27 protein-coding genes are annotated in these 26,841 nt (G+C 43.0%); 20 read left to right on the forward strand and 7 right to left on the reverse strand.

Going from position 1 to position 26,841, the window contains the following annotated elements; translation table 11 throughout:
- The first annotated feature begins 3 nt into the window (after nucleotides 1-3).
- The 9 genes from trmL to ACFOJ8_RS02650 all read left to right on the forward strand — a co-directional run bounded on the left by trmL (nucleotide 4) and on the right by ACFOJ8_RS02650 (nucleotide 9,690).
- A complete protein-coding gene (gene trmL / locus ACFOJ8_RS02610; protein ID WP_380652934.1) occupies nucleotides 4-474 on the forward strand; it encodes a tRNA (uridine(34)/cytosine(34)/5-carboxymethylaminomethyluridine(34)-2'-O)-methyltransferase TrmL in 471 nt (156 codons plus the stop codon).
- A 10-nt stretch (nucleotides 475-484) separates the two neighbouring features.
- Nucleotides 485-1,222, forward strand: coding sequence for an oxygen-insensitive NADPH nitroreductase (nfsA, locus tag ACFOJ8_RS02615; RefSeq protein WP_380652936.1), 738 nt, complete (start codon nucleotides 485-487; stop codon nucleotides 1,220-1,222).
- A gap of 296 nt (nucleotides 1,223-1,518) precedes the next feature.
- The gene (locus ACFOJ8_RS02620; RefSeq protein WP_380652938.1) at nucleotides 1,519-2,112 is read left to right on the forward strand and encodes a hypothetical protein; all 594 of its coding nucleotides are present in this window, start codon (nucleotides 1,519-1,521) and stop codon (nucleotides 2,110-2,112) included.
- 14 nt (nucleotides 2,113-2,126) lie between these two features.
- Nucleotides 2,127-2,309: an SAS053 family DNA gyrase inhibitor gene (locus tag ACFOJ8_RS02625; protein ID WP_380652940.1), complete on the forward strand. Its 183-nt coding sequence runs from the start codon at nucleotides 2,127-2,129 to the stop codon at nucleotides 2,307-2,309.
- Between the two features lie 79 nt (nucleotides 2,310-2,388).
- The gene (fumC, locus tag ACFOJ8_RS02630) at nucleotides 2,389-3,777 is read left to right on the forward strand and encodes a class II fumarate hydratase (protein WP_380652943.1); all 1,389 of its coding nucleotides are present in this window, start codon (nucleotides 2,389-2,391) and stop codon (nucleotides 3,775-3,777) included.
- A gap of 10 nt (nucleotides 3,778-3,787) precedes the next feature.
- Nucleotides 3,788-5,314: an exopolyphosphatase gene (gene ppx / locus ACFOJ8_RS02635; RefSeq protein WP_380652946.1), complete on the forward strand. Its 1,527-nt coding sequence runs from the start codon at nucleotides 3,788-3,790 to the stop codon at nucleotides 5,312-5,314.
- A 34-nt stretch (nucleotides 5,315-5,348) separates the two neighbouring features.
- Entirely contained in the window at nucleotides 5,349-7,469 is a 2,121-nt protein-coding gene (locus ACFOJ8_RS02640) for an RNA degradosome polyphosphate kinase (RefSeq protein ID WP_380652949.1), read from the forward strand.
- Nucleotides 7,470-7,580: 111 nt separating this feature from the next.
- Nucleotides 7,581-9,083, forward strand: coding sequence for an anthranilate synthase component I (gene trpE / locus ACFOJ8_RS02645; protein ID WP_380652952.1), 1,503 nt, complete (start codon nucleotides 7,581-7,583; stop codon nucleotides 9,081-9,083).
- A 10-nt stretch (nucleotides 9,084-9,093) separates the two neighbouring features.
- Nucleotides 9,094-9,690 carry an anthranilate synthase component II gene (locus tag ACFOJ8_RS02650; RefSeq protein ID WP_380652955.1) on the forward strand — a complete coding sequence of 199 codons (597 nt, stop codon included), beginning with the start codon at nucleotides 9,094-9,096 and terminating at the stop codon, nucleotides 9,688-9,690.
- 22 nt (nucleotides 9,691-9,712) lie between these two features.
- Here ACFOJ8_RS02650 and ACFOJ8_RS02655 read toward each other — a convergent pair whose 3' ends face one another.
- Genes ACFOJ8_RS02655 through ACFOJ8_RS02665 form a run of 3 tightly spaced genes read right to left on the reverse strand, consistent with a single transcriptional unit; the run spans nucleotide 9,713 to nucleotide 11,437 of the window.
- On the reverse strand, nucleotides 9,713-10,540 hold the full coding sequence (locus ACFOJ8_RS02655; RefSeq protein ID WP_380652958.1) for an RluA family pseudouridine synthase: 828 nt from the start codon (nucleotides 10,538-10,540) through the stop codon (nucleotides 9,713-9,715).
- The gene (locus tag ACFOJ8_RS02660) at nucleotides 10,541-11,035 is read right to left on the reverse strand and encodes a thioredoxin family protein (protein WP_380652960.1); all 495 of its coding nucleotides are present in this window, start codon (nucleotides 11,033-11,035) and stop codon (nucleotides 10,541-10,543) included.
- Nucleotides 11,036-11,050: 15 nt separating this feature from the next.
- Nucleotides 11,051-11,437: a disulfide oxidoreductase gene (locus ACFOJ8_RS02665; RefSeq protein WP_380657011.1), complete on the reverse strand. Its 387-nt coding sequence runs from the start codon at nucleotides 11,435-11,437 to the stop codon at nucleotides 11,051-11,053.
- Nucleotides 11,438-11,582: 145 nt separating this feature from the next.
- Here ACFOJ8_RS02665 and ACFOJ8_RS02670 point away from each other — a divergent pair, with 145 nt between their 5' ends.
- The 9 genes from ACFOJ8_RS02670 to yhaM all read left to right on the forward strand — a co-directional run bounded on the left by ACFOJ8_RS02670 (nucleotide 11,583) and on the right by yhaM (nucleotide 22,113).
- Nucleotides 11,583-12,689, forward strand: a complete 1,107-nt coding sequence (locus tag ACFOJ8_RS02670; RefSeq protein ID WP_380652963.1) for a GAF domain-containing sensor histidine kinase — start codon at nucleotides 11,583-11,585, stop codon at nucleotides 12,687-12,689.
- 4 nt (nucleotides 12,690-12,693) lie between these two features.
- Nucleotides 12,694-13,326 carry a response regulator gene (locus ACFOJ8_RS02675; RefSeq protein WP_380652965.1) on the forward strand — a complete coding sequence of 211 codons (633 nt, stop codon included), beginning with the start codon at nucleotides 12,694-12,696 and terminating at the stop codon, nucleotides 13,324-13,326.
- Between the two features lie 105 nt (nucleotides 13,327-13,431).
- Complete coding sequence (locus ACFOJ8_RS02680; RefSeq protein WP_380652967.1) at nucleotides 13,432-14,721, forward strand: dicarboxylate/amino acid:cation symporter; 1,290 nt, start codon at nucleotides 13,432-13,434, stop codon at nucleotides 14,719-14,721.
- Nucleotides 14,722-14,880: 159 nt separating this feature from the next.
- The gene (gene xdrA / locus ACFOJ8_RS02685; RefSeq protein WP_380652969.1) at nucleotides 14,881-15,336 is read left to right on the forward strand and encodes an XRE family transcriptional regulator XdrA; all 456 of its coding nucleotides are present in this window, start codon (nucleotides 14,881-14,883) and stop codon (nucleotides 15,334-15,336) included.
- Between the two features lie 75 nt (nucleotides 15,337-15,411).
- Nucleotides 15,412-16,542 (forward strand): DUF445 family protein, encoded by a 1,131-nt coding sequence (locus ACFOJ8_RS02690; RefSeq protein WP_380652971.1) that lies wholly within the window; start codon nucleotides 15,412-15,414, stop codon nucleotides 16,540-16,542.
- A gap of 54 nt (nucleotides 16,543-16,596) precedes the next feature.
- Nucleotides 16,597-16,953: a YlbF family regulator gene (locus tag ACFOJ8_RS02695; protein WP_380652974.1), complete on the forward strand. Its 357-nt coding sequence runs from the start codon at nucleotides 16,597-16,599 to the stop codon at nucleotides 16,951-16,953.
- 88 nt (nucleotides 16,954-17,041) lie between these two features.
- Nucleotides 17,042-18,226, forward strand: coding sequence for a metallophosphoesterase family protein (locus ACFOJ8_RS02700; protein ID WP_380652977.1), 1,185 nt, complete (start codon nucleotides 17,042-17,044; stop codon nucleotides 18,224-18,226).
- A gap of 7 nt (nucleotides 18,227-18,233) precedes the next feature.
- A complete protein-coding gene (locus ACFOJ8_RS02705) occupies nucleotides 18,234-21,161 on the forward strand; it encodes an ATP-binding protein (RefSeq protein ID WP_380652980.1) in 2,928 nt (975 codons plus the stop codon).
- A gap of 10 nt (nucleotides 21,162-21,171) precedes the next feature.
- A complete protein-coding gene (yhaM, locus tag ACFOJ8_RS02710; RefSeq protein ID WP_380652983.1) occupies nucleotides 21,172-22,113 on the forward strand; it encodes a 3'-5' exoribonuclease YhaM in 942 nt (313 codons plus the stop codon).
- 53 nt (nucleotides 22,114-22,166) lie between these two features.
- On the opposite strand, the gene ACFOJ8_RS02715 is transcribed toward yhaM, so the two are convergent.
- From ACFOJ8_RS02715 to ACFOJ8_RS02725, 3 genes are all read right to left on the reverse strand, one after another.
- Nucleotides 22,167-23,210, reverse strand: coding sequence for a foldase protein PrsA (locus ACFOJ8_RS02715; RefSeq protein WP_380652986.1), 1,044 nt, complete (start codon nucleotides 23,208-23,210; stop codon nucleotides 22,167-22,169).
- 93 nt (nucleotides 23,211-23,303) lie between these two features.
- Nucleotides 23,304-23,660: a YtxH domain-containing protein gene (locus ACFOJ8_RS02720; protein WP_380652989.1), complete on the reverse strand. Its 357-nt coding sequence runs from the start codon at nucleotides 23,658-23,660 to the stop codon at nucleotides 23,304-23,306.
- Nucleotides 23,661-23,708: 48 nt separating this feature from the next.
- Complete coding sequence (locus ACFOJ8_RS02725; RefSeq protein ID WP_380652992.1) at nucleotides 23,709-24,137, reverse strand: HIT family protein; 429 nt, start codon at nucleotides 24,135-24,137, stop codon at nucleotides 23,709-23,711.
- Nucleotides 24,138-24,222: 85 nt separating this feature from the next.
- Here ACFOJ8_RS02725 and ACFOJ8_RS02730 point away from each other — a divergent pair, with 85 nt between their 5' ends.
- Nucleotides 24,223-24,963, forward strand: a complete 741-nt coding sequence (locus tag ACFOJ8_RS02730; RefSeq protein ID WP_380652995.1) for an ABC transporter ATP-binding protein — start codon at nucleotides 24,223-24,225, stop codon at nucleotides 24,961-24,963.
- The gene (locus ACFOJ8_RS02735; RefSeq protein WP_380652998.1) at nucleotides 24,956-26,158 is read left to right on the forward strand and encodes an ABC transporter permease; all 1,203 of its coding nucleotides are present in this window, start codon (nucleotides 24,956-24,958) and stop codon (nucleotides 26,156-26,158) included. Before ACFOJ8_RS02730 ends, ACFOJ8_RS02735 begins: the two co-directional genes overlap by 8 nt.
- Nucleotides 26,159-26,171: 13 nt before the next feature.
- Here the strand turns inward: ACFOJ8_RS02735 and ACFOJ8_RS02740 are convergent, their stop codons facing one another.
- A complete protein-coding gene (locus ACFOJ8_RS02740; protein WP_380659876.1) occupies nucleotides 26,172-26,696 on the reverse strand; it encodes a hypothetical protein in 525 nt (174 codons plus the stop codon).
- Nucleotides 26,697-26,841: the final 145 nt, after the last annotated feature.

The raw sequence follows: 26,841 nt of genomic DNA on the forward strand, positions 1-26,841 counted from the left end.
TCAATGCCAAATCATATCGTTCTATATCAACCAGAAATACCAAATAACACAGGGAATATCGGCAGGACATGTGCAGCGACGGATACAACACTGCATCTGATTCATCCGCTCGGTTTTTCCACCGATGACAAGATGCTTAAAAGAGCAGGTCTCGACTATTGGCCGAACATCAACGTCGTCCATCATGATTCTGTTGAAGCATTTTTCGAGGCGACAGAAGGAAATTACTATCTTCTCACCAAGTTTGCTACTAAATACTATACACAACTCGACTACAGCAACTTGGAAGAAGACCATTACTTCGTATTCGGCAGAGAAACTTCAGGATTACCTGATTGGATGAAGGAAGAATATGCGGATACTGCACTTAGAGTGCCGATGACCGATAAAGTCAGGTCTCTTAATCTGGCCAATACTGCTGCCATTCTTGTTTATGAAGCACTGAGACAGCAATCGTTCGCAAAACTACACTAGGGGGCAGAATATGAATCAAGTTATCGAGCTTTTAAATAATCATCGTTCGATCAGAAAATTTCAGGATAGAACACTGGATCGAGAAACAGTGCGTACGCTTGTTACTGCAGCGCAATCTGCAAGTACATCGAGTTATGTACAGGCATACAGTATTATAGGCGTTACGGATAAAGACAAGAAGTCGGCACTCAGGGAAATCAGTACCCAGTCCTATGTTGAGCATAATGGCCATTTATTCGTTTTCCTAATTGACTACAACCGTCATGTCGAGCTATCTAAGGAGAAGGGAGAGCCAATTGCTTTTGATAAGACAGAGCAGTTGATCGTCGGAACAGTTGATGCTGCGCTGGCCTCGCAGAATCTGGCAGTGGCAGCAGAAAGCATGGGTCTTGGGATCTGCTATATCGGTTCTTTGAGAAACGATATGGCTAAAGTCATAGAGATTCTTGAACTGCCAAAAGGTGTAGTACCGCTCTTTGGCATGGTTGCAGGTTATCCTGACCAGTCCGGCAGCAAAAAGGAAAGACTGCCATTTGAAGCGGTATATCATGAAAATACTTATCAGTCGGTCACTGAACTTAAAGATGTCGTCGATGAATACGACGCGCGCATCAGCGCCTACTATAGTGAACGCAGTGAAGGCGAGCGGAGTGATACCTGGAGTGACCAAGTCATTGGGATGCTAAAGCAAAAGCAACGTCTCGACGTAGATGATGTTGTGAAGGATCAAGGGTTCCTTGGTCAATAAAAATCAGCCATGCACATGCATGGCTGATTTTTATTGACTATTATATTTTCTCTTCTCCGTCGTCTCTGTAGCCCCATTCTGATTCACGGCTTGCTGACAGAATGGAACCAATGAAGGCTATGGAGACCATCAAGATTAGAAATGCTTTCATAATTTGCGCCTCCTAATTTTTTATATATCACTATTATATACGATATCTCATAAAGAAAAAAGCTGAAAAGGAATAAAAGTTTTGTTAGATATTGCTGTGAAAGGGTAGAATAAGATAGATATTGAGAAATCTAGGGGGAATCAACATGGCAATGAATCTTAAAATATTCCAAGATAAAGAACTGGTCAGCATCTACATGGCTGATATCATCAGAAAACAGGTCCACAATAATCCGACCAGTGTAATCGGCCTCGAATTGAATGAGGAATTGGACTGGACCTATGAGAAATTTGTAGGCGAAGCCAAGCAGCACCCTGCAGATTTCTCCCAAATCTACCTCGTTGCCATCAATCGTGATGGAGACGGCGATATATTTAAAAAGCTTGACATACCTGATGAACAACTTAAGCTCGACGGTTCCGCCGACACCTTGAAGAAGGTGCTGGATGATAAGGATCAGGCAAATTTAACAGTACTGTCCATCGGCGCCAATAAAAAACTTGGATACACAGAATCTGGCGACAATGACCAACTGTTTGATTCAAGAGAACTGATGCTCGTTGCTACAGGCAGTGACAAAGCCGAAGCAATCAGGGGATTGTATGATGCCATCGAGAACAATGATGATGATTTCGGCAAAGTCAAGAAGCATCGTATGGTAACAGTCGTGATGGATACGGAAGCTGCTTCACGACTGGATCAGGATATTGTCGAATATTATACTTCCGAATTTGCCTAGGAGTGAGGGAAAGTATGAAAAAGGATAATGAGATCGACTACAGAAAAGATATTGAACCCGATGAGAATGAAATGACGCAAGATATGGAAGATGTGAAGGCGCTCGGAAAGGAAATGGAGCAACTGTCTCAGAATGAAGACTATCCAATCGATTCTTCCGATGATGAGTCACATGGACTTGAGCCTGATGACAATTAAATGTTAGTAAACAGATGAATCCTTCTGAAAATTAGTATAGAATATTTTATGTATACTAATTATTCAGGAGGTTTTTTGATTGTCTTATAGAATAGAGAAGGATACGATTGGCGAAATTAAAGTTCCAAGCGATAAATATTGGGCAGCACAAACGGAAAGAAGTAGACAGAACTTCCCTGTTGGCAAAGAAAAAATGCCTCTTGAAGTCATCGTCGCTTTTGCACATCTGAAGAAAGCTGCTGCTGTGGCGAACCATTCACTCGGTAAGTTGTCGAATGATAAGAAAACGGCCATTGTTCATGCATGCGACCGGATCATCGCACGCGAGCTGGATGAGCATTTTCCACTCGTCGTGTGGCAGACTGGAAGCGGCACCCAGAGTAATATGAATGTTAATGAAGTTGTCAGTTACGTAGCGAATGAATACCTTTCTGAAAATGGCAGTACAGAGAAGGTCCACCCAAATGACGACGTAAATAAATCGCAAAGTTCTAATGATACTTACCCGACGGCGATGCACGTTGCACTCTATCAGTCCGTAGAAGCACAACTTATTCCAGCTCTTGCTGTATTGAGAGCAACATTCGAAGAGAAGGAATCCGAGTTCAAGGATATCATCAAGATTGGTCGTACCCATCTTCAGGATGCGACCCCTCTGACACTCGGTCAAGAGATCAGTGGATGGAGATATATGCTCGAAAAATGTGAGACATTAATCAATGAAGCGAAGCAGCAGCTTAAAAACCTAGCGATCGGTGGCACAGCTGTTGGTACGGGTATCAATGCTCACCCTGAGTTTGGCGAAAAAGTAGCGCAAGAAATCTCCAATCAGACCGGATATGAATTCATATCATCCCCAAATAAGTTCCACGCGCTGACTTCTCACGATGAAGTGGTCTACTTACATGGAGCGCTCAAAGCATTAGCAGCGGATCTTATGAAAATCGCAAATGATGTCAGGTGGCTTGCTTCAGGACCACGGGCAGGCATAGCAGAAATTGAAATCCCTGCAAATGAGCCTGGTTCCTCAATCATGCCAGGAAAGGTAAACCCGACTCAGTCGGAAATGCTTACTATGGTCGCAACCCAAGTGTTTGGAAATGACGCAGCGGTCGGTTTTGCGGCTTCACAGGGGAACTTTGAACTGAATGTATTCAAACCGGTCATTCTTTATAACACACTCCAGTCAATCTACCTGTTATCTGATGGTATGAAGACGTTTAATGACAAGTGTGCTGTGGGAATAGAGCCTATAGCGGAAAACATCGAACGTTTCCTAAATAACTCGTTGATGCTAGTGACAGCACTCAATCCGCACATAGGGTATGAAAACGCGGCGAAAATCGCTAAAAATGCGCATGAAAAAGGTATTACATTGAAAGAATCTGCAGTTGAATCTGGCCATCTTACTGAAGCCCAGTTCGATGAATGGATCAATCCTGCAGATATGATTCAATCCAAAGATTAGGAGCTTGATTATGAAAAGGATCGGACTCATCGATATCGGTTCCAATACTGTACGTCTTGTATTGTTTGAATACACACAGGAGACAGGGCTTAAAGAACTACAAAATATTAAAACACCTGCAAGGCTCGCAAGGTTCCTCGACGCAGATAATGTAATGGCCGAAGAAGGGATCAATAATCTTCTAGCCATCCTGAAAAGTTTCCAGCAAATCAGCGATAAATATGGCGTAGAAGAAATTCACCCCGTGGCTACCGCAGCTATCCGTCAGTCTGTCAACGTAGCGGATATTCTGGAACGCGCAAAATCGGAAATCGACATGGACATCAAAGTAATTACCGGCAAGGAGGAAGCCTACTATGGCTACCATGCGGTTGTTCATACTATAAGCAATATGGATGCGGTGACTATCGATATCGGTGGGGGAAGTACGGAACTGACATTTTTCGAAAACAAAGAACTGGTTCATTCCGTCAGTCTCCCTTTTGGTGTAGTTACTCTGAATACGATGTTTTTCCAAGGCAAGGACCATAATGACGAAGAAGCACTTGAGAAAACACAAAAATACGTTAAAGATCAGCTTAAGTCGGTCAAATGGTTATCAAAACGCAAAGTGCCTATTCTGGCGATAGGTGGAAGTGCGCGAAATATTGCGCGCATCCACCAGTCATCGATAAACTATCCGATTGCAGGTGTCCATGGCTATTCCATGGATCGTCACGATCTTCAGGATGTTTATGATTTACTTGAAGGGACAAAGCCGGACGACCTAGACGATATCGATGGTTTGAGTAAAGATCGCAGTGACATTATTTTGCCGAGCTCTATTGTATTTAAGTCCCTTTATGACATCGTAAAGGCGGACGAATTCAAGTTCAGCCGTAAGGGGCTCAGGGAAGGTCTAGCCATGTCCATTATTTCGGAAGATTATCCGGCTGCTTTTAATAAGTACCATATTTTTAGGGATTCCCTCATTGAACTGTCCAACGATTTCCATATCCAGATGGAGGAAGGCAGGAAGCGTCAGCAGATTGCAGAACGTGTTTCTCATGAACTGGAGAAATTTGATTTCATTTCTCTGAATAAACACGAGAAGTATTTGATGAAAAATGCTGCACACATCTTCTCACTCGGTTCCTTTATCGACCGGGACGCTTCAAGTCAACATACGTATTATCTGATTTCAAACAGCAACATCAACGGCATTGTGCATAAGGATCGGGTTCGTCTGGCTCTGCTTGCTAGTTTCAAGAATAAGACCCTACTGCACTTCTTCGCTGAAGATACAGGGTGGTTCGACACAGAAGATCTCGACAGCATGCAAGCACTTGGCAGCATACTGAAATTTGCTAATGCGCTGAACGTCTCACAGACTGATATCGTTCAAGATCTGTACCTGGAAAAAAGCGGCGATGGCATGTGTCTGACTGTAAAGTACAAGGGCGACCCGATTGCTGAAGAATATCAAACGGTAAGACAGAAGAAGCACATTGAAAAAATTATGGATAAAGACCTAGAAGTCAGATTCGTGGAAGCCTGACAACTATTTTTAATTTAAGGGAGTAGGAGAATAGATGACATATCGATTGAATGATAAAGCCTATTACAACAATCGAGAACTGAGCTGGCTCAGATTTAACTACAGGGTCATTGAAGAAGCGGCAGACGTCAATAATCCGCTTCTTGAAAAACTGAAGTTTCTAGCCATAACCAGTTCGAACCTCGATGAATTTTTCATGGTTCGGGTCGCTGGATTGAAGGATCAGGTCAAAATGAACTATCATGAGCCGGATACAAAAACACAGCTAACGCCTCAGGAACAACTCCAAGGCATCAGCGAACTGAACCGGCAGAACAGCACGGTACAGTATAACTACTATCATCGTCTGATGGAAGAATTGGAAACATATAATATCTTCTTAAAGCGGCCGGACGACCTGTCGGAAGCGCTTCAAGAAGAGGTGGAATCCGTCTTCGACACTGAAATCTATCCGTCCCTCACTCCCCTCGGTATCGATGCCTATCGGCCGTTCCCGAAACTGATGAACAAAAAGATCAATATATTTGTAAACCTCTCCAATAAACTCGGAGAACAGACTGCAATCGTACAGCTACCGACAGTTATCCGCCGTTATTTCGAACTGACCGATGGGCAGAAAACCTATTTTGTATTGGCGGAAGACATTATAGAAAAGCACATCAGTAAGCTATTTAATGGGTATGAGATCAACCGTACATTTCCATTTAGAATTACTAGAAATGCGGACTTGACGATACATGAGGAAGGTGCAGCGGATCTTCTCATCGAAATCGAGAGGTTCTTGAAGGAGCGAACACGAGGAGCGGCTGTCAGGCTTGAAATAGACACCAGCAAAAATGACAGTACAAATGGTTCATTTCTACGTAGCGAACTTGGATTGTCAGAACAGGATGTCTATAAATTTGATGGGCCACTCGACCTGACTTTCCTGTTTGGGTTGACCTCTGATCTAAAAGATAGGTTCCCACATCTAGCGTATCCGCCATTTACGCCTCAGGAGCCGGCACTATTGTCAGGAAAAAATATATACGAGCGGGCACTTGAGCAGGATATATTCTTCCACCACCCATTCGAGAGCTTCCAGCCGATCGTCGACTTCATGCGGGAGGCGGCTGAAGATCCTAACGTTTTAGCAATCAAGCAGACCCTGTATCGTGTATCGAGTGATTCACCAATCATCGAAGCCCTGAAGAATGCTGCAGAGAACGGCAAACAAGTAACTGTTCTTGTTGAGCTGAAAGCAAGGTTCGACGAACAGAACAATGTACAGTGGGCAAAAGAGCTTGAGGATGCCGGTTGTCATGTCATCTATGGCATGAACTACTTGAAGACGCATAGTAAGATCACCCTGGTCGTCAAGCGTGTAAAAGGCAGACTTGTACGTTATGTCCATCTCGGTACCGGCAACTATAATGATTCGACCGCGAAGCTCTATACGGACATGGGGATAATCACTACAGACGAAGATATTGGCAACGACGCAATCAATTTCTTCAATTACTTGAGTGGCTACTCGTTGAAGCCGGACTATAAGGCCCTCCATGTAGCACCGTTTGAAATACGCGACCTTTTTGCAGAATACATCGATAAGGAAATAGATTTCCACAGGAAGAACGGCAAGGGATACATTTTTGCTAAGATGAATTCCCTGACGGATAAAAAGATTATCAATAAATTGTTGCAGGCTTCCCAAGAAGGAATAGAGGTGGATCTCGTCATACGTGGCATTTGCTGTCTGAAGCCGGGCATCGAGGGTGTCAGCGATAATATCAGGGTCATCAGTATTGTCGGTAGGTTCCTAGAACACTCAAGAATATACTATTTCAACCATAATGGCGAGGAGAGGATGTTCCTTTCCTCAGCAGATATGATGACCCGAAACATGATTAAGCGCGTGGAGATTCTATTCCCGATTAAAGACCCTATGATTGTCGAGGAAATCAGATCGATCAGTCGATTCTATCTAAAAGATAACATGAAAGCACGTGTCCAAAAGCAAGATGGCTCCTACGAATACGTCAAGAACGAATATGAGCCAACTAGTGCACAAGTGGAGCTGATGCGACGTGCTGAGATGCATGGTAGGGGACAACTGGCAGAAAAGGAAAACCAATTATTAATGAAGATCAGAAATCGCTTCAGGCGTGGAAATTAAGAGAAGGGCCGGGAAACCATTCCCGGTCCTTTTAGTATAGTATTGTATATTGACTTTATTCTGAATATTATATAGACTGGCTAGATATAACTAAAAAGAAGAGGTGAAGACATGACCACGTATGAGGAATTCCTTGAAAATGCCCGTCATTACCGTACTGTACCGGTAATTGAATCGTTCAGCACTGACCTGCTGACTCCAGTGCAGATGTTTCATTCGTTGAAAGATAAAGCAGTATATATGTTGGAAAGTCAGGAGCCTGATTCAGCGTGGTCCAACTTCTCCTTTATCGGACTCGATCCAATGATGGAAATCGTGGAGTCGGCGAACATGTTCACCATTCGCGATCTTGAAAGAAGCAACCAGTCGACGGAGTCTTCCTTTAAGTCCGCATTTGAGACGGCAGTCGACCGACTGCAGGTGAAAATTCCGGATGTGGATATTCCATTCAAAGGTGGCGGCGTAGGGTATATCAGCTATGATGCCATCAGTGACTACGAACCTGTACCAGAAGCTCCGTCTGAGAAAGAAAACTTGTCGAACTACCATCTTCTTTTTTGCCGTTCCCTTCTTGTATATGATCACCACTCTAAGGAATTGACGATTATACATTTCGCCAGAGTGGATGGAGAACAGAGTATGAAAGAAGCTCATTCTGCCGCTGTAGCGGCGATAGCACATATTCGCTCTACTTTGATGCAGAGCAGTAGGCTATCGGATCTGCTACTGCCAACTGTCCTGCCAAAATCGGAAGGTTTCGATCTCGATAGCAACTATGAAAAAGATAGATTTCTAGAAGATGTTGGCAAGATAAAAGACTATATAGAAGCGGGTGACATACTGCAAGCCGTCCTCTCGCAGCGCTTTCACAAGAAAACAACGAGAAGTGGCTTTGAACTTTACCGTGTGTTAAGAAAAGTGAATCCTTCTCCTTACATGTATTATCTTAAGTTCGAGGGTGTTGAAGTCATTGGCAGCTCGCCCGAGCGCCAACTGGAAGTTCAAGAAGGGAATCTTGAAATTCATCCAATTGCCGGTACTAGGAGGAGAGGGGCTACCGAAACGGAAGATGAAGCACTTGCCGAGGAGCTGCTTGGGGACGAAAAGGAGCGTGCGGAACATCGTATGCTGGTTGATCTGGCTAGAAACGATATTGGCAGAGTGGCTGAATACGGCTCTGTGGAGGTCAGTGAATATATGGTGATTGGTCGATTCTCAAGAGTTATGCACATTATTAGTAAGGTTCAGGGGACATTGAAGCGGGGAATATCCCCAATCGATGCATTCATCTCCTCATTCCCAGCAGGTACATTGTCCGGCGCGCCTAAAGTGCGTGCGATGCAGATTCTGCGCGAACTTGAACCGACAGCACGGAATCTTTATGGGGGGAGCATCCTCTATCTCGGATTTGATGGCAACATCGATTCTTGCATCACAATACGTACGATGACGTTGGTTGGGGAGGACCTCTATATCCAAGCTGGTGCTGGGGTAGTTGCCGATTCCGATCCAGAAGCGGAATACCAGGAAACCATCAGCAAAGCGAGTGCACTTGAGCATACCATCCGTCTGACTGAAAGTATTTTCGGCAGCAGAAATACAATGAAGGTATAGGAGGGCTGATATGATATACATGATCGATCACTACGATTCTTTTACTTTCAACATTGTCCAAGCCCTTGGAGAAATGGGTGAAGAAGTTGTCGTCAGAAGAAATGATGAAGTGGCATTGGACGAAATTGATGCCCTGGCACCGGATCTGATATTCCTCTCGCCGGGCGCTAAACGACCGGAAGATACTGGGATGACGATGGATGTCATCGAACACTATAAAGGGGATATCCCCATATTTGGGGTTTGCCTCGGCCACCAGACCATCGCTCACGTTTTCGGCGGCACTGTGGGGCGTACAAGCAGACTCATGCATGGTAAAACATCACTGTTGTATCACGAAGGCACGGGTATCTACCAAGGCCTCTCCCAGTCCTCTGAAGTGATGAACTACCACTCCCTCATCGTTGATAAAGAGACGCTTCCAGACTGTTTGGTTGTCACTGCAAAATCAGAGCTTGGTGAGATTGCAGGTATCAGACATCGCACACTGCCAATCGAAGGTGTCCAGTTCCATCCAGAATCCATTGGCTCTGTAGAGGGCAGACGTCTTATTAAAAATGTTGTCGAAAAGTACTGCAAATATAAAAAAACACCTTTGAAACGTTAGTGTTTCAAAGGTGTTTCGCTTATTAAAGGGTATCTTTGTCTAGTTGTACAGAGACAGTCTTTTGAAGTATTGGATGAATGAATTCTATCTTGTAACTAAAGAGCTGAAGGTCTCTTAGTGTCGAGTTTCCGTAGAGTGGATCACCGATGACCGGGAAACCGGCGTGGGCAAGGTGTACACGAATCTGGTGCGTTCGGCCGGTTTCGAGTTCTATTTCCAGTTCACAGTACTCAGTATTGACCTTGGAACCAATGATGTGTGTAATGGCTTCCTTGCCTTTTTGAGTCACGTGATACTTGTTGCGCTCTCTCGGATCCTTAGCAATGGGTGCACTGATTGTTTGGGGTTCAAGACGTTTTTTCGTGTCTATTCTAGCAATATAGGTACGCTTAATGTCGCGTTCACTCAGCATATGATCGAGCATTTTCTTGACGAGTGGATTTTTGGCGACGAGCAGTACACCTTTTGTTTCCTGATCCAGCCGGTGAATGGGTTCCAGATAATCAGCTTCCAGTGTATAAATTGCATGATTCATCAGTGTGTTTGTCTCACTCATCTCGTTTGGATGCGTCTTTACACCGCGTGGCTTGAACAGCACCGCAAGATAGCGATCTTCATACATGACGTCGCAGTTGCGGTAGCTTGGCTTATACTGACTTCTCGCTCCGGTGTCTGGCAGTACGACTTGGTCACCGCTAGCGATCGTTGTGTTCAGCGGCGCAATTTCACCGTTAATAGTAATGTCCTTTGACATTCGCAAGAAGTGGAGCTCCTTTTTTGGAACGTGCAGCGACTGCAGTACTGTTTCCAGTGTCATTCCATCAAATTTCGAATTGATGTTGAAATTCATCTATTCATCACCAGTCATTGCATTTATAAATGCAACGTAGTCGTCTGCATTACCCGGATTGCCGACGAATCGATCCACTTCTTCACCATCTTCAAAGTAGATGAGGGTCGGTGTAGACTCAATACCGTACTCTGGCCATGGCTGCTGATATTCCAACACATTCAGTTGTGTCACTTCTTCACCGGTTTGATCGAATGCATCCATCAAGAACGGTGTCGCGGCATTACAATGCACGCATGTCGGACTCCAGAAGTAGACGAACTCCCCGTCACCAGCGTCGATGATTTCTTTTGTTTCATCAAACGTCTTATTGTAGTGGTAGTTTTCGTCATCGAGCTTATCGATTGTGGCACCACTCAGTTGCTCTGATTGCAGGTCTGTATACGGATAGTAGCCGTCCTCAGGATTTTCTGAAGTGCTGTTCATGAAGATGAATGCAGCAGCGAAACCAACGATGACGATGGCAATAATGGCATAGAATATTTTATTTCCCATATTATGAACTCCTTTTTATTTTCTTTTTATCATAAATGATAATATAAATATGAGGGTAAAAGCAATGAACGAGAGGAACGGTATGGTAATGAAACCAAACCAGTTGATGTACTGGACGGTGCATGACACACCTGTACATGCTGCAAGGTTGTCCCCGAGAAAGCTGAGTTTTTGCAGACCGTAATGGTAGACTGCAAGAAGCAGGCCGATGCCGCTCAATATACGTATATAGTATTTCGCACCCATATCCCCTCGAATGATACTGACTAGGGAGATGATGACAAGCGGATACATAAGAATACGCTGGTACCAGCAAAATTCGCAAGGCACGTACTGTCTGATCTCACTAAAGTAGAGAGAGCCGAGTGTGGCAATCAGCGAAATAAAGAAGATCAGTTGCATAAAGAGTTTATTATTGGTCACACTATTCCTCCTGTTTACTGTTTTAATTCAAACTCATACTATATCATTATAATTGATAGTATTGCACGAATGGGAAATATATATTTACAAAGTTATTAACGTTTAGTGAAAAAGAGGTGGCACGATGAAAAGCAAACTCCAGCTACTCAAGGATATTGCTGAATTTCTCAATGAAGAGACGGATCGCAGCACTATGATTCAGGGAGCATTGAAAATGCTGATTGACCATTCTGAATTCGACACTGGTTGGCTGTTCTTCATTAACGAAGAGGGTCAGCACGAGCTAAGTGCTCATTATCGTCTCCCGCCGTCTTTACAAAAGGGCGGTCACGAGCATCTCTGCGGGGGGAAATGTTGGTGTGTCAATAAGTACAACAATAAAGAACTTAGAACCGCAACCAATATATTTGTCTGTTCGCGCCTTGAGAAGGCAAGAATCGACTATCCAGAGGGAAACAATGGCATCACGCATCACGCAACAGTACCCCTAATATCCGGGGATGAATCTTTTGGCCTGTTGAACGTGGCAAGTCCTCATAGGGAAGAATTCAGCCAAGATGAACTTGATTTACTCGAGTCGGTCGCGTTTCAAATCGGTTCCACATTAAAACGGATCGAACTCACTGCACAGGAGCAGGAGAATATGATCATCCGGGAAAGGCAGCGGCTCGCACGCGATCTGCATGATTCGGTCAACCAGATGTTATTCTCAATCGGCATCACTTCGCATGCTGCTAAAAATATGCAGGATAAAACCAAGATAAGGAGTGCATTCGACTCAATCGAACATACGTCAAAGCACGCGATGAAGGAGATGAAGGCACTGATCTGGCAATTGAAGCCGATCGGTCTTGAAAATGGCATTATTGATGCTGTAGAAAAATACGCAGAGCTTCTTGATCTCGAAATTGAGATACAAATTGACGGCTTCTACGACGTGTCAGATCAAGTGGAGATTGGACTGTATAGAGTGGTACAGGAGAGTCTCAACAATATTAGGAAACACTCCGGGGCAAATGCAGCCTCCATTAGAATGGACGCAGGACAAAAAGTACTTCGCGTCACTATTGAGGATGGCGGTCGAGGATTCGACACGCTCGAACAGAAGAAATTCGGTTATGGACTTTCAAATATGCGGGAGCGGATTCATAAGCTTGGCGGGACATTTAAAATTAAATCACAAACAGGCAAAGGGACACGCATCATCATCACCGTCCCCTCAAAGGAGTGAGTATATGTATAATATTATCCTGGTGGATGACCACCACATCGTTAGGGAAGGAATGAAGTTCCTCCTATCAACCACTGAGACTATCAACGTGTTGGATGATTTTAGCACTGGACAGGAAGTCTTGGAATACTTAAAGACTAAGCATGCAGAAACAGACCTTGTGCTACTCGATCTGGTTATGCCAGAGATGGACGGCATAGAGGCGACACGCATCATCAAGAGCCACTACCCGGGCACCAAAGTACTCATTCTATCCAGCTACACTAGTGAGGAATATATACGTCCCGTCTTTGCAGCGCATGCCGATGGATATATCATCAAGGAAATGGAGGCCGAGGAGTTGATCGATTCGATTATCAGGGTGATTGAAGGCGAGAAGGTGATCCATCCCAACATTCTTGAGGTCATCGATCGCGAAGGGGATATGCCGCACGAGAAGAACGCACTATCGGCGCGGGAGATTGAAGTATTGCGGGAGATTGTTAAAGGGAAGTCCAATAAAGAAATTGGAGAAGCACTGTATGTAAGCGAAAAGACGGTCAAGACCCACGTCAGCCACATACTCAACAAACTTGAAGTTTCAGATCGGACACAGGCAGTGATATACGCTATCAAATACAATATTGTAGAACTGTAGGAAAACTAATATGAAGCTATAGTAACCGCTTACAAAAATTAATTTGCACCCCCTTTGAAAAGGCAGTATAATTGAAACAAGAATTTCAAGATTTGGAGGGTTAATATGAAAGTAGGAAATAAACTGACAATACAGATTGTCATTGCCCTTATTCTCGGTATCATCATTGGGTCGGTATTTAATCTAATGGTGGATCAGACATGGGTACAATGGATTGATCAGTACATATTCAATGTTGTCGGACAACTGTTCTTGAATATGATATTCATGATGGTTGTACCAGTTGTATTCATCTCCATTGTACTTGGTGTCGTCAATGTTGGGGACCCAAAGATGCTCGGGGGTATTGGTCTTAAAACATTAGCATTTTACCTAGCCAGTACAGCCATCGCTATTTCTCTTGCGATGCTTGTTGCGAACTTCCTGAACCCAGGCGAGGGGCAATCCCAGCTACTGGACTCAGATGAAGTCTCCGAGTATCGTGAAACGGAACTCGAAGGGGGCGCTACAGCCGAATCTATCAATCAAGGATTCGACCAGACGCTGATCAATCTGATTCCAACAAACGTCATTGAAGCGATGGGCACACAAAATATGCTACAGATCATTGCTTTTGCCATTTTCGTCGGCGTAGCAATCATCGCCAATAAAGATAAGACCAGCGGCATTGTTTCCCTATTTGAACAAGGGAATGACGTAGTTATGTGGATTGTCATGGCGATTATGAAATACTTTGCTCCAATCGGTGCTTTTGGACTGGTGGCAACGGCATTTGTCCAGGCAGGATTCGGTGCCATCCAACAGCTTGGCATGTATTTCATCTGCGTCCTACTCGTATTATTCCTGCACTTGGCCATCGTCTATGGTAGTGCAGTACAGTTTTTGGCAAAGAAAAGTTTCGTCTGGTTCATTAAGAACTTTGCACCAGCTATGGGTGTTGCTTTCAGTACATCTTCTTCCAGTGCTGTACTGCCGATTTCACTCGAGACGGCTCAAAAGAACTTGGGTGTCCGTAAAAGTGTTTCGAGCTTCGTTCAGCCACTTGGCGCGACAATCAATATGGACGGCACGGCAATCATGCAAGGTGTCGCTACTGTGTTCATCGCTCAGCTCTCAGGAGTTGACTTGACATTGATGCAAATGGTGACAGTAGTTGTCATCGCAACGGTTGCCAGTATCGGTACAGCAGGCGTTCCTGGTGTCGGCCTCGTTATGCTGGCGATGGTTCTTACAGCGGTCGGATTGGATCCGGCAGCCATTGGTATCATCATCGGTATCGACAGACTACTTGATATGACACGCACAATGGTTAACATCACCGGCGATGCGGCGATTGCACTGCTTATAAGCGAACAGCAGAAAAGAAAAGAAGCGGCTTCAGAAAGTCAGGCATAGGCCTAAATACAGAATATTATTAGGGAGCATATATTGAACACTTAGTGAAATTCAATATATGCTCTTTAAATTTTGTTTGAAATATATTATTATATTAAAAGTGTATTATTATCGAATGGAAATTTTACAATATCCGATATGAGTGAAAGGAAGAAAAGAATGGATAAACAGACTTTTACGGAGATGCTCCAGTCCAAGTTTAAAATTGTCAGGACAGAAGCCGGCTACACGCAGGATTCTATGAGCCAGACAATCGGGCTCTCCAAAAAGACGCTCGTACAGATCGAAAAAGAACGCATCCTTCCCAACTGGACAACATGCATCTCGCTTTGTGCACTCTTTAGGGATAGTGAAGTGTTGACCAATTCGTTCGGTGGCGATCCGCTGGAATTGGCGCAGGTGATATCAAGAGGTCACTGTGTCTATCCGAACTACGAAGGTGAAGCGTTATATTGGGACGATCTTGACAGGAAGAACGGTTTCCGTCTGCAATACAACAAAAACAATAAGATATATAGAGTTCTCAACAACATGAATCAACCGGTTCATGCCTCATATATTGAAAGAGAGATCAGAACATATTTCATGAGACAGACGGACTTGCAGCCCGTCTAATAACAAGGAAAGCACCGTGAGGTGCTTTTTCTTTTGGTTTCGTGTACGATTATGACAAGAAAAGGAGGTATTTCCTTGAATGATGGTTTACAGATTATAATTATGACTGTACTAGGTGCGCTGATTGGTGGTTTGACCAACATGCTGGCCATTCGCATGCTGTTTAGACCCTATGAAGCAAAGTACCTCTTTGGCAAACGCCTCCCTTTAACACCTGGGGTCATCCCCCGCAGGCGGGAAGAAGCTTCAGCTAAAATGGGACAGATCATTACAAAGCACCTGCTGACGCCGGATGCGTTCATAGAGAAGCTGGAAAGTCGCGAGACTGGGAATTTCACCATGCTGTTTATCGATCGGCAGATAGAAACGATCGAAACTGAGCAACTGACACTGAGATATTTTATGAACCGACTCAACGATGGACTAGCCGATAAGGTAGCTGTCGGATTTAATGACAAGCTCAGGGAAAAGGTTGATGAAGAAGGTGTGAAACTCTACGGCCGTGAAATTTCGACTCTGATACCAGAAGATGCGATGACGACACTGGATGTTAAAATCAATGCTCTCCAGCCCCAGATTACCCAGAAAGTGGAAGAATATATCAATTCCGAAAAAGGATACCGGGACCTCTACACAATGGCCGATGAATTTATTGAAAATCGTGGCAGACTGGCTCGGTCACTTAAATATCTGATGTCTAAGGAGACTATTGTCGACAGCATTCGGAGCGAACTCAACAAGTTGATTCATCATCCTAAAATGAGTGAAATCCAAGTACGCATCATTAACGATGAGTATGAAAAGATCAAGCACAGTAGGGTGGAGGAGCTGATCTCAGACAGTGATCGCGAAAAACTCGTCCACAGCGTCTACGATGTACTTAAAAAGCAGATTGATATAGAAGGCATTTTGGATTATCCAATTGCAGAATTCAATCGTGAAATGTTCGAGTCTTTCAAAAAACGGGGCAAATATCAGCTGCGCGACAACATCATAGCGTACATGCAGAAGAATACAGGCAGGATTGTCGAGAAACTTCAGCTTGCAGAGGTCATAAAAAAACAAATTGACAATTTTGAGCTCAGTCACATCGAAACACTTGTAATGGAAATTTCGAGCAAGGAATTCCGGATGATTACAATGCTCGGCTTCTTTCTCGGTGGACTCATCGGAATCATACAAGGGATTATCGTTGTGTTTTTATAAGCCGCCTTTTTATGTTACAGTATAGATATCTTTATTAAAGGGAGTTTTTAATCAATGGCAGTTAATGTATACGATCAGGCCAATGCATTGGAAGATGCACTGCGTCAATCAGATGAGTTTCAAAACATGCAAGACCTTTACGGAAAGGTAAATTCCAATCCGGAATCTAAACAGCTCTTCGACGACTTCAGACAGATCCAAATGGACCTGCAACAAAAACAAATGCAAGGCGAAGAAATCCTCGAAGAAGATGTTCAGCAAGCACAGAAATCAGCAGAAGATATTGAAAAAGATGAAAATATCAAATCACTGATGGAAGCAGAACAAAAAATGAGTGAGCTCATCCAGGATCTGAATCGTGTAATCATGAAACCTATAGAGGAACTCTATGGTCTGAATAACCAGAATTAATTGATGAAGAGGTCTGTTATAGGCCTCTTTCTTTTATTTTTTTTGGTATAATCAAAATATAATGTTCATGAAAAGTCAGGTGAAATATATGGTTAAATTCATTCACAGCGCAGATCTACATCTGGATAGTCCTTTTAAGTCACGTTCCAAAATGCCAACCAGCATATTTGAAGTATTGATGGAAAGTACATATAATAGCGTCACAAGAATGATGGACTTTGCGATTGAAGAGAAAGTCGATTTCATCATCATCGCCGGTGATGTGTTCGATCAGGCGAATCGGACACTGAAGTCGGAAATATTCATGAAGCGCCAATTTGAAAGGCTGAAGGATTCAGGTATCTTCGTATATATCATACATGGGAACCATGATCCGCTGACAGACGGATTCAAGACCTCTTGGCCGGATAATGTCACGGTGTTTAAAGAAAACGTGGAGACGTTCGAGATGGTCAGTGGCAAAGGTGAACGAATATTCCTCCATGGCTTCAGTTACTATCTTGATGATTCCTATGAAAACAAACTGGACTACTATCCGGTTAACACAATGAATCAGGGCATACATATAGGGATACTCCATGGGACATACGCCAAAAGCCGCTACAGCCAAGAAAGGTATACAGAGTTCAACCTAGAAGTATTAAACGACAAACTGTACCATTACTGGGCCCTCGGGCACATTCACCAGCGAGATCAGCTTAGTGATCTTCCGCCTATCCACTACTCGGGTAATATACAAGGGCGTCATAAAAATGAATACGGAGAAAAAGGTTTCCTTCTTGTTGAAGGTGACGATGTTTACTTGGATACACGATTTGTTGCCGTTCAGGAACTTATTTTTGCAGAATATCAGCTGGAAATTGATTCTTTGAATAAGCAAGATATATATCAAAAAATCGTCGAGTTCAAGCATCGACTCAGGGAAAAGGGCCGTCACATCATTCAGCTTGAGCTGGTTTATGATGGAGAAGATGTAATTTCCGACGCGGATTTCACTGAGGTTATCGAACTTCTGAAGGAAGATGAACGGGATATTCGTCAGTTTATATGGGTCGATGAACTGCATCTCAAATACATGAATCAGGACAATATCGCTCTGCTCAATGATATAAAAGCCAGCTATTCTTCCAACAAGGAACTGTTCAAGGAAGCGGTAAACGCACTCTATATGGATCCACGACTCAATAGACATCTTGGTCCCGTCCAGGATATTGAACAGGAAGAACTGCTAAAAGAAGGCGAAGAACGCCTTAAAATGCTGATGAGGAAGTAGTGGATATATGAAAATTATCGGACTCAATATATACGGCTATGGAAAGATTACGGAAACTGAAATAAACACAAATCAGCATTTCATTCAATTCTTTGGAGAAAATGAAGCGGGTAAATCGACGATGCAGTCATTCATCCATTCAATCCTTTTCGGTTTCCCAACACGAAAGGAACAGGAACCAAGAAGAGAACCCCGCATGCACAATCTATACGGCGGAAAGATAACCGTCGAGTTTCCGGATGAATCAGACCCTATCGAAATTGAACGTATAAAAGGAAAGATTCAAGGGGATGTAAAAGTCTACTTCAGTGATGGAACAGTAAGAGGTGAAGATTGGCTCATCAAAAAGCTGAACTTTATCGATAAGAAGACATACCGTTCAATATTTTCTTTTGATGTGCTCGGCCTTCAGGATATTCATAAAAACATGACTGAGGATAAATTGCAGGAATATCTGCTTCGTGCCGGTGCTCTCGGTTCTCATGAATATGATGAAATGCTCAGCGCCATCGATACGGAAATGAAATCGATATATAAAAAGAATGGCACCAACCCAGAACTCAACAAAGAAATGGAAGAGATTTCCGATATCACAAGCAAAATTAAGACGCTCGAGCAGACTGAAGAAAAGTATAAGCATTTGGTCAATGAGAGAATCAAAACCGAGGAAAGTCTCAACGCCAAAAAGAGTGCGCTATATCAGCTGGATACGGTACGCAAACAGAAGATGAAGGAAGTCATGTATCATAAGGATATTAAAGAGTGGAAGTCACTCGAAGATAAACTGAACATAGATCCTGTCATCTTTCCTGAGCAGGGGCTGGAGCGTTATGAATCACTAAAGCAACAAGTCCAGCAGACTAAACAGGATATTGCGCTCAGATCAGAAAAACTGAAATTGCTTAAAACCGAAATGTCAGGCATCACATTGCCGGATAAGAATCAATTGTCCTACCTAGAAAGCATCCAGAAGAAGGAACCGGATATCAAACAGAAACACCTTGAATATGCCCGGCTCACTTCAGCTATAGAATCGCTTGAGGAAGAAATTGCGCAACTTAGGCGGGATATCGGTTGGAATGATGAACACCACGAAGTGGATGATTCAAACATCGTCAAAGAGTCCGTTCAGACAGTACTTTCAAAGATTGATGAAGTGACGCTTGAAGAACAGTTCCTCGTGCGAGAAATTGATCATTTGAAATCCGATATCAAGCAGCTGAATCAAGATATTGAACGACTCGAGGAAGAGCAGATCAGTGACGACCGTATCCGCATTAAGAAAGAAGTCACTGATCGAGAGTTCGAGTTGAAAGAGAAGGAAAAAATGTTCAGGCTCATCGAGAAAGACTATGAGCGGGAAAAGAAAGAACGCAACCGGATTAAGCGGGGACAGTCAGGACTGATCATTGGTATCAGTGTCATCGCACTCATCACCGGTATATTCTATCTCTTCAATTCGAATTGGCTGATGGGCGGCATCTTTATAGCAATTGGAGCCATAACGCTTCTACTTCTCTTCTTGACCAATCAGAAGGAAGATGATTCCTTGAAAAATGACTACGAAGTAGAGGTCAGGGAGCTCAAGGAAATCATTGAAACGATAAAGAGAAACAACCATGTCGATTTCGATCTCAATGATGCAAGAGATTTAAAGATGGATCTCAAGACTCAGAAAACCAAGAGAATTTCTTCTAATGTCAGGCTTGAAGAAATGAAAGAAACATTGGCTTTGAAAGAAACTAATCACGATGCATTGAATACGGATCTTGCCACGATCAAGCGCGATTTGAAAGTGAATCCGGACATTGAAAATAAGAATATCGTTGATGCCATCCATACCATCAGGGAGATCAAGCAAAAGCGCAATCAGATCAATCGTCATAATGTAGAGATCGATAATATCAATCGTGAGCTTAATGAGTTCAAAAGATCAGTCAAAGATGAGCTCCTGAACTTCGATATTCACTATGACGACACTACAGTTTTCTATGATATCAAGAATATGGTTTCGAAAATGTATAAAGACGAGAGCCACTATAACAGGCTCAAAGATCAAATCGGTCTCCTTGAGAACGAAATCAAAGTACTCACTGAGAGAAATAGCACGAGTAGGCAAGAGATTACTCAGCTCTTTGATTATGTGGATGCAGAAGATGAAGAGGAGTATTACTATTTCGCAAGAAAGTATAAGGAATACCACAATAATATTGAACGGTTCAAAGAACTGAGTGAAAAACTCGAAGAGGAACATTTTGATTATGATGCCAGAAATGAGCTATCAAGGTTCCTTATTGCTGATTTGAAAGAAGAGGAAGTCAACATTTCAGAACAGATAGAGGAGTTCAACCAGAAGGTACAGAATGACCAAAAAGTTCTTGCTGAATTGAATTCGGAAATTAGCAACCTAGAGGCTGACGGCAAGCTGAGTGAAGTCAATCATCAGTTTGAAATGAAGAAGACCTTCATTCAGAATCTTTCGCAGGAGTACATGTCACTGAACTACATCCGCATCCTTATAGAAACACATATTAAAGCAATAAAAGATGAGCGGTTGCCCGTAGTGATCGAGGAGGCGAGAAGCATCTTTGAGAAAGTGACCCGGGGACGCTATATCAATGTTATTTATGATGAAGACGGCATCAAGGTAAGACATTCTAATGGACAGCTTTTCCACCCGTTGGAACTGTCACAGTCTACTAAGGAGATGCTCTACATCAGTCTGAGACTGAGTCTAATCAAAGCATTGAAGGGGTACTACCAGCTGCCGCTCATCATCGACGATGCTTTCGTTCATTTCGACAAGGAGCGCAAAAAGATTATTATGGACTATCTGCGCAGTGAAGTTGATGACCAAGTACTGTACTTTACATGTAATCTGGATAGTACCATTTCTTCCTCACAGACAGTCAAACTTAAAGAAAGAGTAAAATGAGGTGCTGCAGTTGAATAATATATCCAAATTGAAACCAGGAGATTCGGTGGAGTCGTTCTACCTGATTAAACGGAGCCAGCAAGGTGTTACTTCTCAAGGTAAGCCGTATATGACGCTTTTCCTACAAGATCGCACCGGTGAAATCGAAGCGAAACTCTGGTCGGTCTCCCGAGAAGATATGGAGGTTTTGAAACCTGAGACGCTTATCAAAGTTAAAGGGGATGTCATTGACTACCGCAATAAGAAGCAAATGAAAGTTGCTGCATTCAGAACAGCAACTGAAGCGGATGAATTGAATCCTAAAGACTTCGTAGAAAAGGCGCCAATCGATGAAGATACATTATATGAAAGCATTATGGATTATGTCATCAAGATAGAAAACGGTAGCCTCCAACGCATAGTCAGGCAAATCCTGAACAAATACAGGAAGGAATTCCTGAGTTTTCCGGCAGCTATGTCAAATCATCATGATTTTGTCTCTGGTTTAGCTTATCATGTGCACTACATGCTCAGAACTGCAGAAGCATTATGTGATATTTATCCTTCCTTGAATCGTAGCTTGCTATACAGCAGTATCATTCTCCATGATATTGGAAAGGTGAAGGAACTCTCAGGACCGGTGGGAACGACATACACGGTTGAAGGAAACCTTATTGGACATATCGTCATCGCCAGCGAAGAAATTTCTAGAGTGGCTGAAGACTTGAAAATCGATGGGGAAGAAGTCATGTTGCTCAAACATATGATTCTGAGTCACCATGGCAAGTTAGAATATGGATCACCGAAAGCACCGATGTTGAAAGAGGCGGAAATTCTGCACTTTATCGATAATATTGATGCGCGCATGATGATGTTGGACAAGCATGTGGAAAAGGTGGATAAAGGCCAGTTCACAGAGCGAGTATTTCCCCTTGAGAACCGTTTCTTCTATCGACCTGAATCACTCGACTAAAAATAAAAATAACGTGAGACATTGTGGATTCCCACATTATCTCACGTTATTTTTTATTCTTCAGATGAAGTCTCTTCAGTGGATTCCTCACTGGAATCTTCAGTCACTTCTTCTTTAGAAGATGATTCTTCTGTAGACTCTTCCATGGATTCTTCGTCAGAAGACGTCTCACCCTCGGTACTCAAATATGTTTCTTCAATGTAAGAACGGATATCTTCGTTTTCAAACTCAGCATTGTATTCGTCGAGCAGTTCGTTATAGAAACCGAGAACCTGTTCTTGGTTTTGCTGAATTCTTTGGGAAACGATCTGACGCTTAATCGTATCCATCTCTTCATCCATATTTTCTGTTTCGTGCCTTTTGATGATATGATATCCGAATTCAGATTCTACAATATCGGAAATTTCACCAGGCTCCAGTTCAAACAGTGCGTCTTCAAATGGTTCTACCATCTGTCCACGCTGTACATAACCGAGCTCGCCGTTGTTTTGGGCGCTGCCTGTGTCGTCTGATTCCTCAGAAGCAACTTCTCCAAAGTCTCTACCGTCGTTTATTTCTTCGAGTAGTGATTCCGCTTTTTCTCTGGCTTCTTCGTCACTAAGTCCATCTTCTTCATCGGAAGTCTGGACAAGGATGTGGGATGCTTCACGTACTGATTCCATTGCTTCCTCATCTGTAACTTCAAACTTATCAGCGAAGAAAGCGTCGTGGTACATGTTATTTATACGTTGTTCCCTATAAGTATCTACAGTCATGCCAGGCTGTTGTTGTTGGAGCACCATGGCGAATTGCTCCTCGCCCCCCATGGATTCTATTTCTTCATTAATCTGACTTTCAATTTCCTCACGATCAACTGAATCTGCATATTTATCCTGCAATATGCTATCGAGCGTCAGTTGGAATGTACGGTTTGCGATGTTCTCGGTCCCAAGTTCATTAAGTATATCGTCGGTTGTGACATCACCGGCATCACTGGTGGCGAGCACATTTCCGAATTCGGTCTCATTTTCTGTTGCATTGTCGCTGCTATCATTCCCACAGCCTGCAAGTCCGATAAGACCGAGGCCCACTACGATCGGCGCTAGTTTCTTCTTCATGTGAAATTCTCCTTTGGTTATGGCTATAGAAATTAATATAGCACAAGAAAGTGGCGGCGTACAAATGATTGTACAACCGCCACTTTCCGCATATCAGTTTTTAGTGAATGTACTCTGAACGTCTTCAGCTCTGTTCTGAAGGTTCTCAAGGTCACCTTTTATACGTTCTATGTTAGGGTTGATATCGGCCTGATAATTACTAATCATCGCCTTGATTTCGTCCCCCAGCGTCTTGAACACTTCCTGTGATTCATGCTTCGTTTTAAGGAATGAGGATTTTACTTCATTCGCTTCAACTTTCAGCTGATCCATCTGTGTTTTGAGATTCCCGGAACTAGACTTCAATGAAGACTGCAGCTCACTTCCGGACTTTGGTGCATTCAGCATCGCAATCAATGATCCACCGGTTACACCCACGAGAAAACCGATTGCTATATTTTTTAGTTTCATAGTTGTGTCACGCCCTTTTTTCTTACACATACCCTGACTTCTAAAGCGTTAAGCATTAAGATGGGTACGGATAGTGTTTTCTATTTCAGATTTTTCCGCATCTGTCCGTTCATTTGGATCCTGTTCCCACTGGTAACCGAATCCGTCATATCCGTCCTTGTAGCGTGGAATCAGATGGAAATGAATATGGAAAACGGACTGAGATGCATAGGAACCATTATTCTGTACTACGTTGAGACCATCTGGTGAAAAAGCATCCCTGATAGCATTCGCCACATTTGTGATAGTTTTCATTAGATGGGCGCCTGTCTCTTCATCCAGGTCGTAGATGTTTTCCACAGGTTTCCTGGGAACGACAAGGGTATGGCCTTTGGATAGGGGGAAAGCGTCGGTGAATGCGATACATACCTCATCTTCATAGACAATGTTAGCAGGAATGTCACCTGCCGCAATCTGTTCAAAAATAGTTTTACTCATTCGTTGTACCTCCATTGATCAGTTGTGATATATTTGTTTAGTATAAGTATACAAATAATATATATTAATTAAAAGGAAGTCGAATATGGTACTTCAAATAAATCAACTGACCGGCGGTTATTCGAAAACACCGGTGATAAGAGACATTTCCTTTGCCATAGAGCAGGGGGAGATTGTTGGGCTAATCGGCCTAAACGGCGCAGGAAAGAGCACTACCATAAAGCATATATTGGGGCTTTTGAGACCTCATTCCGGTGAAATAAAAGTAGGCGGCCTTACTGCTGAAAATGACATCGAAGCCTACCGCAGACAGCTTGCATATATTCCTGAATCCCCAGTACTGTATGAGGAGCTGACGCTTAAAGAGCACATCCAGATGACTGCGATGGCATATGGTATAGATGAGGCGACGGCCCACGCACGCTCTACACGATTGCTTGAAATATTCAGGCTCGAGACAAAAGTGGATATGTTCCCGACCCACTTCTCAAAAGGAATGAAGCAGAAGGTTATGCTGATCTGTGCATTTCTGTCGCATCCAAACTTATATATTATAGATGAACCGTTTCTTGGACTTGATCCACTCGGTATAGAGTCCCTAATTAATCTGATGGTGGAAGAGAAGCATAAGGGCCGCTCGATACTTATGAGTACACATATTCTAGCGACAGCAGAAAGGTACTGTGACCGATTTGCAATTATCGATGAAGGACGCCTAATTGCCTTCGGCAGCTTAGAATCGTTGCGTTCCAAATATGACATGCCGTATGCGACTCTAGATGATGTGTACCTAAGAATAACAGGGGGCGGCATTGGCGATGTCTGATCAATTATTCAGAAACAGAATGAGTGAGGATGTATCGAGGAGAAGCTACTACGGGAAATTCATCTTCAATAGCCACTTTCTCATATTTCTGACGATCACAGCCGGATTCTTCCTCTACTCATTGCTGACGTTATTGCAGACTCTCGAACCATCGAGGTGGTTGGATATGGTTGCTGCGCTTCTGACTAGTATTATGCTAATTCCAGCTTACCGAACACTGTTAAAAGAGGCAGACGGTATCTTTTTACTGCCTTATGAGGCGAGACTCGGTAAATATCTTGCGTCAGCTGACAGGTATTCGCTGATGCTCGGAATTATCAGACCGTTTCTTGGCGGTACAATTGCCGTCTTGCTCCTGACAGTCGGGCACAATCTAATTGAAATCACTACCTTCGTTATTGGGGCAGCTATTTTCTATATTATGAACTTCTATATCAAGAAGGCTTCCATAAATGCCACCCTGTCGAATCCAGTGATGGTTGCAGGTCTTATTGCCACGAGCTTTATTTTTCTTTTACTGATTTTGCTAAACCCCTTGTGGATTCTGCCGGCAGTCGGTCTTTACTATGGTGGGCTTGTATATGCCAGGCGGAAGAGTCATCCGCGCCTTGACTGGCACGCACTTATCGACTATGAAACATCTCAGCTTAACAGCTATTATCGCAGCGTTGCGTTATTTACTAACGTCAGTCATATTGACAAACAGTTCAAAAGGAGGAAATACCTAGATCCTCTGCTTTGGCAGCCTAAAGGCCGTGCCTTCGGTAAAGACAAAATGTATGAATACCTATTCTACAGAACATTTGCGAGAAGTCACGATTTGCCAATGATTATATTGCGACTGATCTTACTCTTTAGTATTGTGATGATCTGGATTGCTAATCTCTATCTCTCCCTTATTATTATATTGTTTGGGATCTACATTATCGTCCTTCAGATATCCCAAATCTATACTGCACAGGCCTACCTGCTCTGGCCTAAAATCTGGCCGGTAGACCGTAGTTTCATTCAGAAAAGCTATGTAGCATACTCGCATAAATTGGTTCTTTTGATCAGTGTTATTTTCAGTTTGATGTTCCTAAGTATCCATTATGAGTATTTCTTCTTGGTAGCGCTGTTTCCATTGTGGGGCTTTGTTATTAATAGGAGTCTGAGCAGAACCGTATACAAAAAAGAAAAAGAATTAAGCGACTGATTATATCAGTCGCTTAAAATTCGTCTTCTTCAGCTGCATTATCTTTTAGTGGCAGATATAGTTTCGAAGATACCGATTTATGGAAGAGTGCTTCCGCTGTTCGATGTTTGTTAAGTGCTTCGGCCGTAAAGTAGTTTTTGTAGTTGTTAGTCTGTTTGAAGTCGTTATATGTCGATGTTTTAGCCCATTGGGTAAGCACGATGAATCCCTCTTCAGACAATGATTCACCTATACGGTATGCCATAACCCCTTTTGTTTCATTCAAAATTTCATGTATTTCTGCCAGGTGTCCATACATTGGTTCTTTTCTGGTACCTGGAATTGGAATGAAATGAATCGAGGTGGGCCGGTCCTCGTCAAGATCGCTAGAAGTTTTATCTAGGTTATAGGACTGCTTCGAACTGAAAATGCTGTCATTGCTGTTATCTTCGTAGTAGAGCACAGCGTCTTGCCCGATAGCTCCAAGATTGATATCGGGATGCTTTGATTTAAGCTGTTGCATGTAAGTAATAGTTCCTGTTGTAATGTGTAATATCATTGCTTTCACCTCATAAGTAGTCTATTTAGGTATATACCCTTAATTCAGATGAAGATAAACCACCAAAAATAAATCGAATTTTTGACATTCGTGCACTAATTAATAATAATTATTAGCAGTGTGTTAAAATACTTATGGATATATA

Origin of the sequence: Salinicoccus sesuvii (assembly GCF_042648145.1) — a bacterium.
In the GTDB taxonomy this organism is placed as follows: Bacteria; Bacillota; Bacilli; order Staphylococcales; family Salinicoccaceae; genus Salinicoccus; species Salinicoccus sesuvii.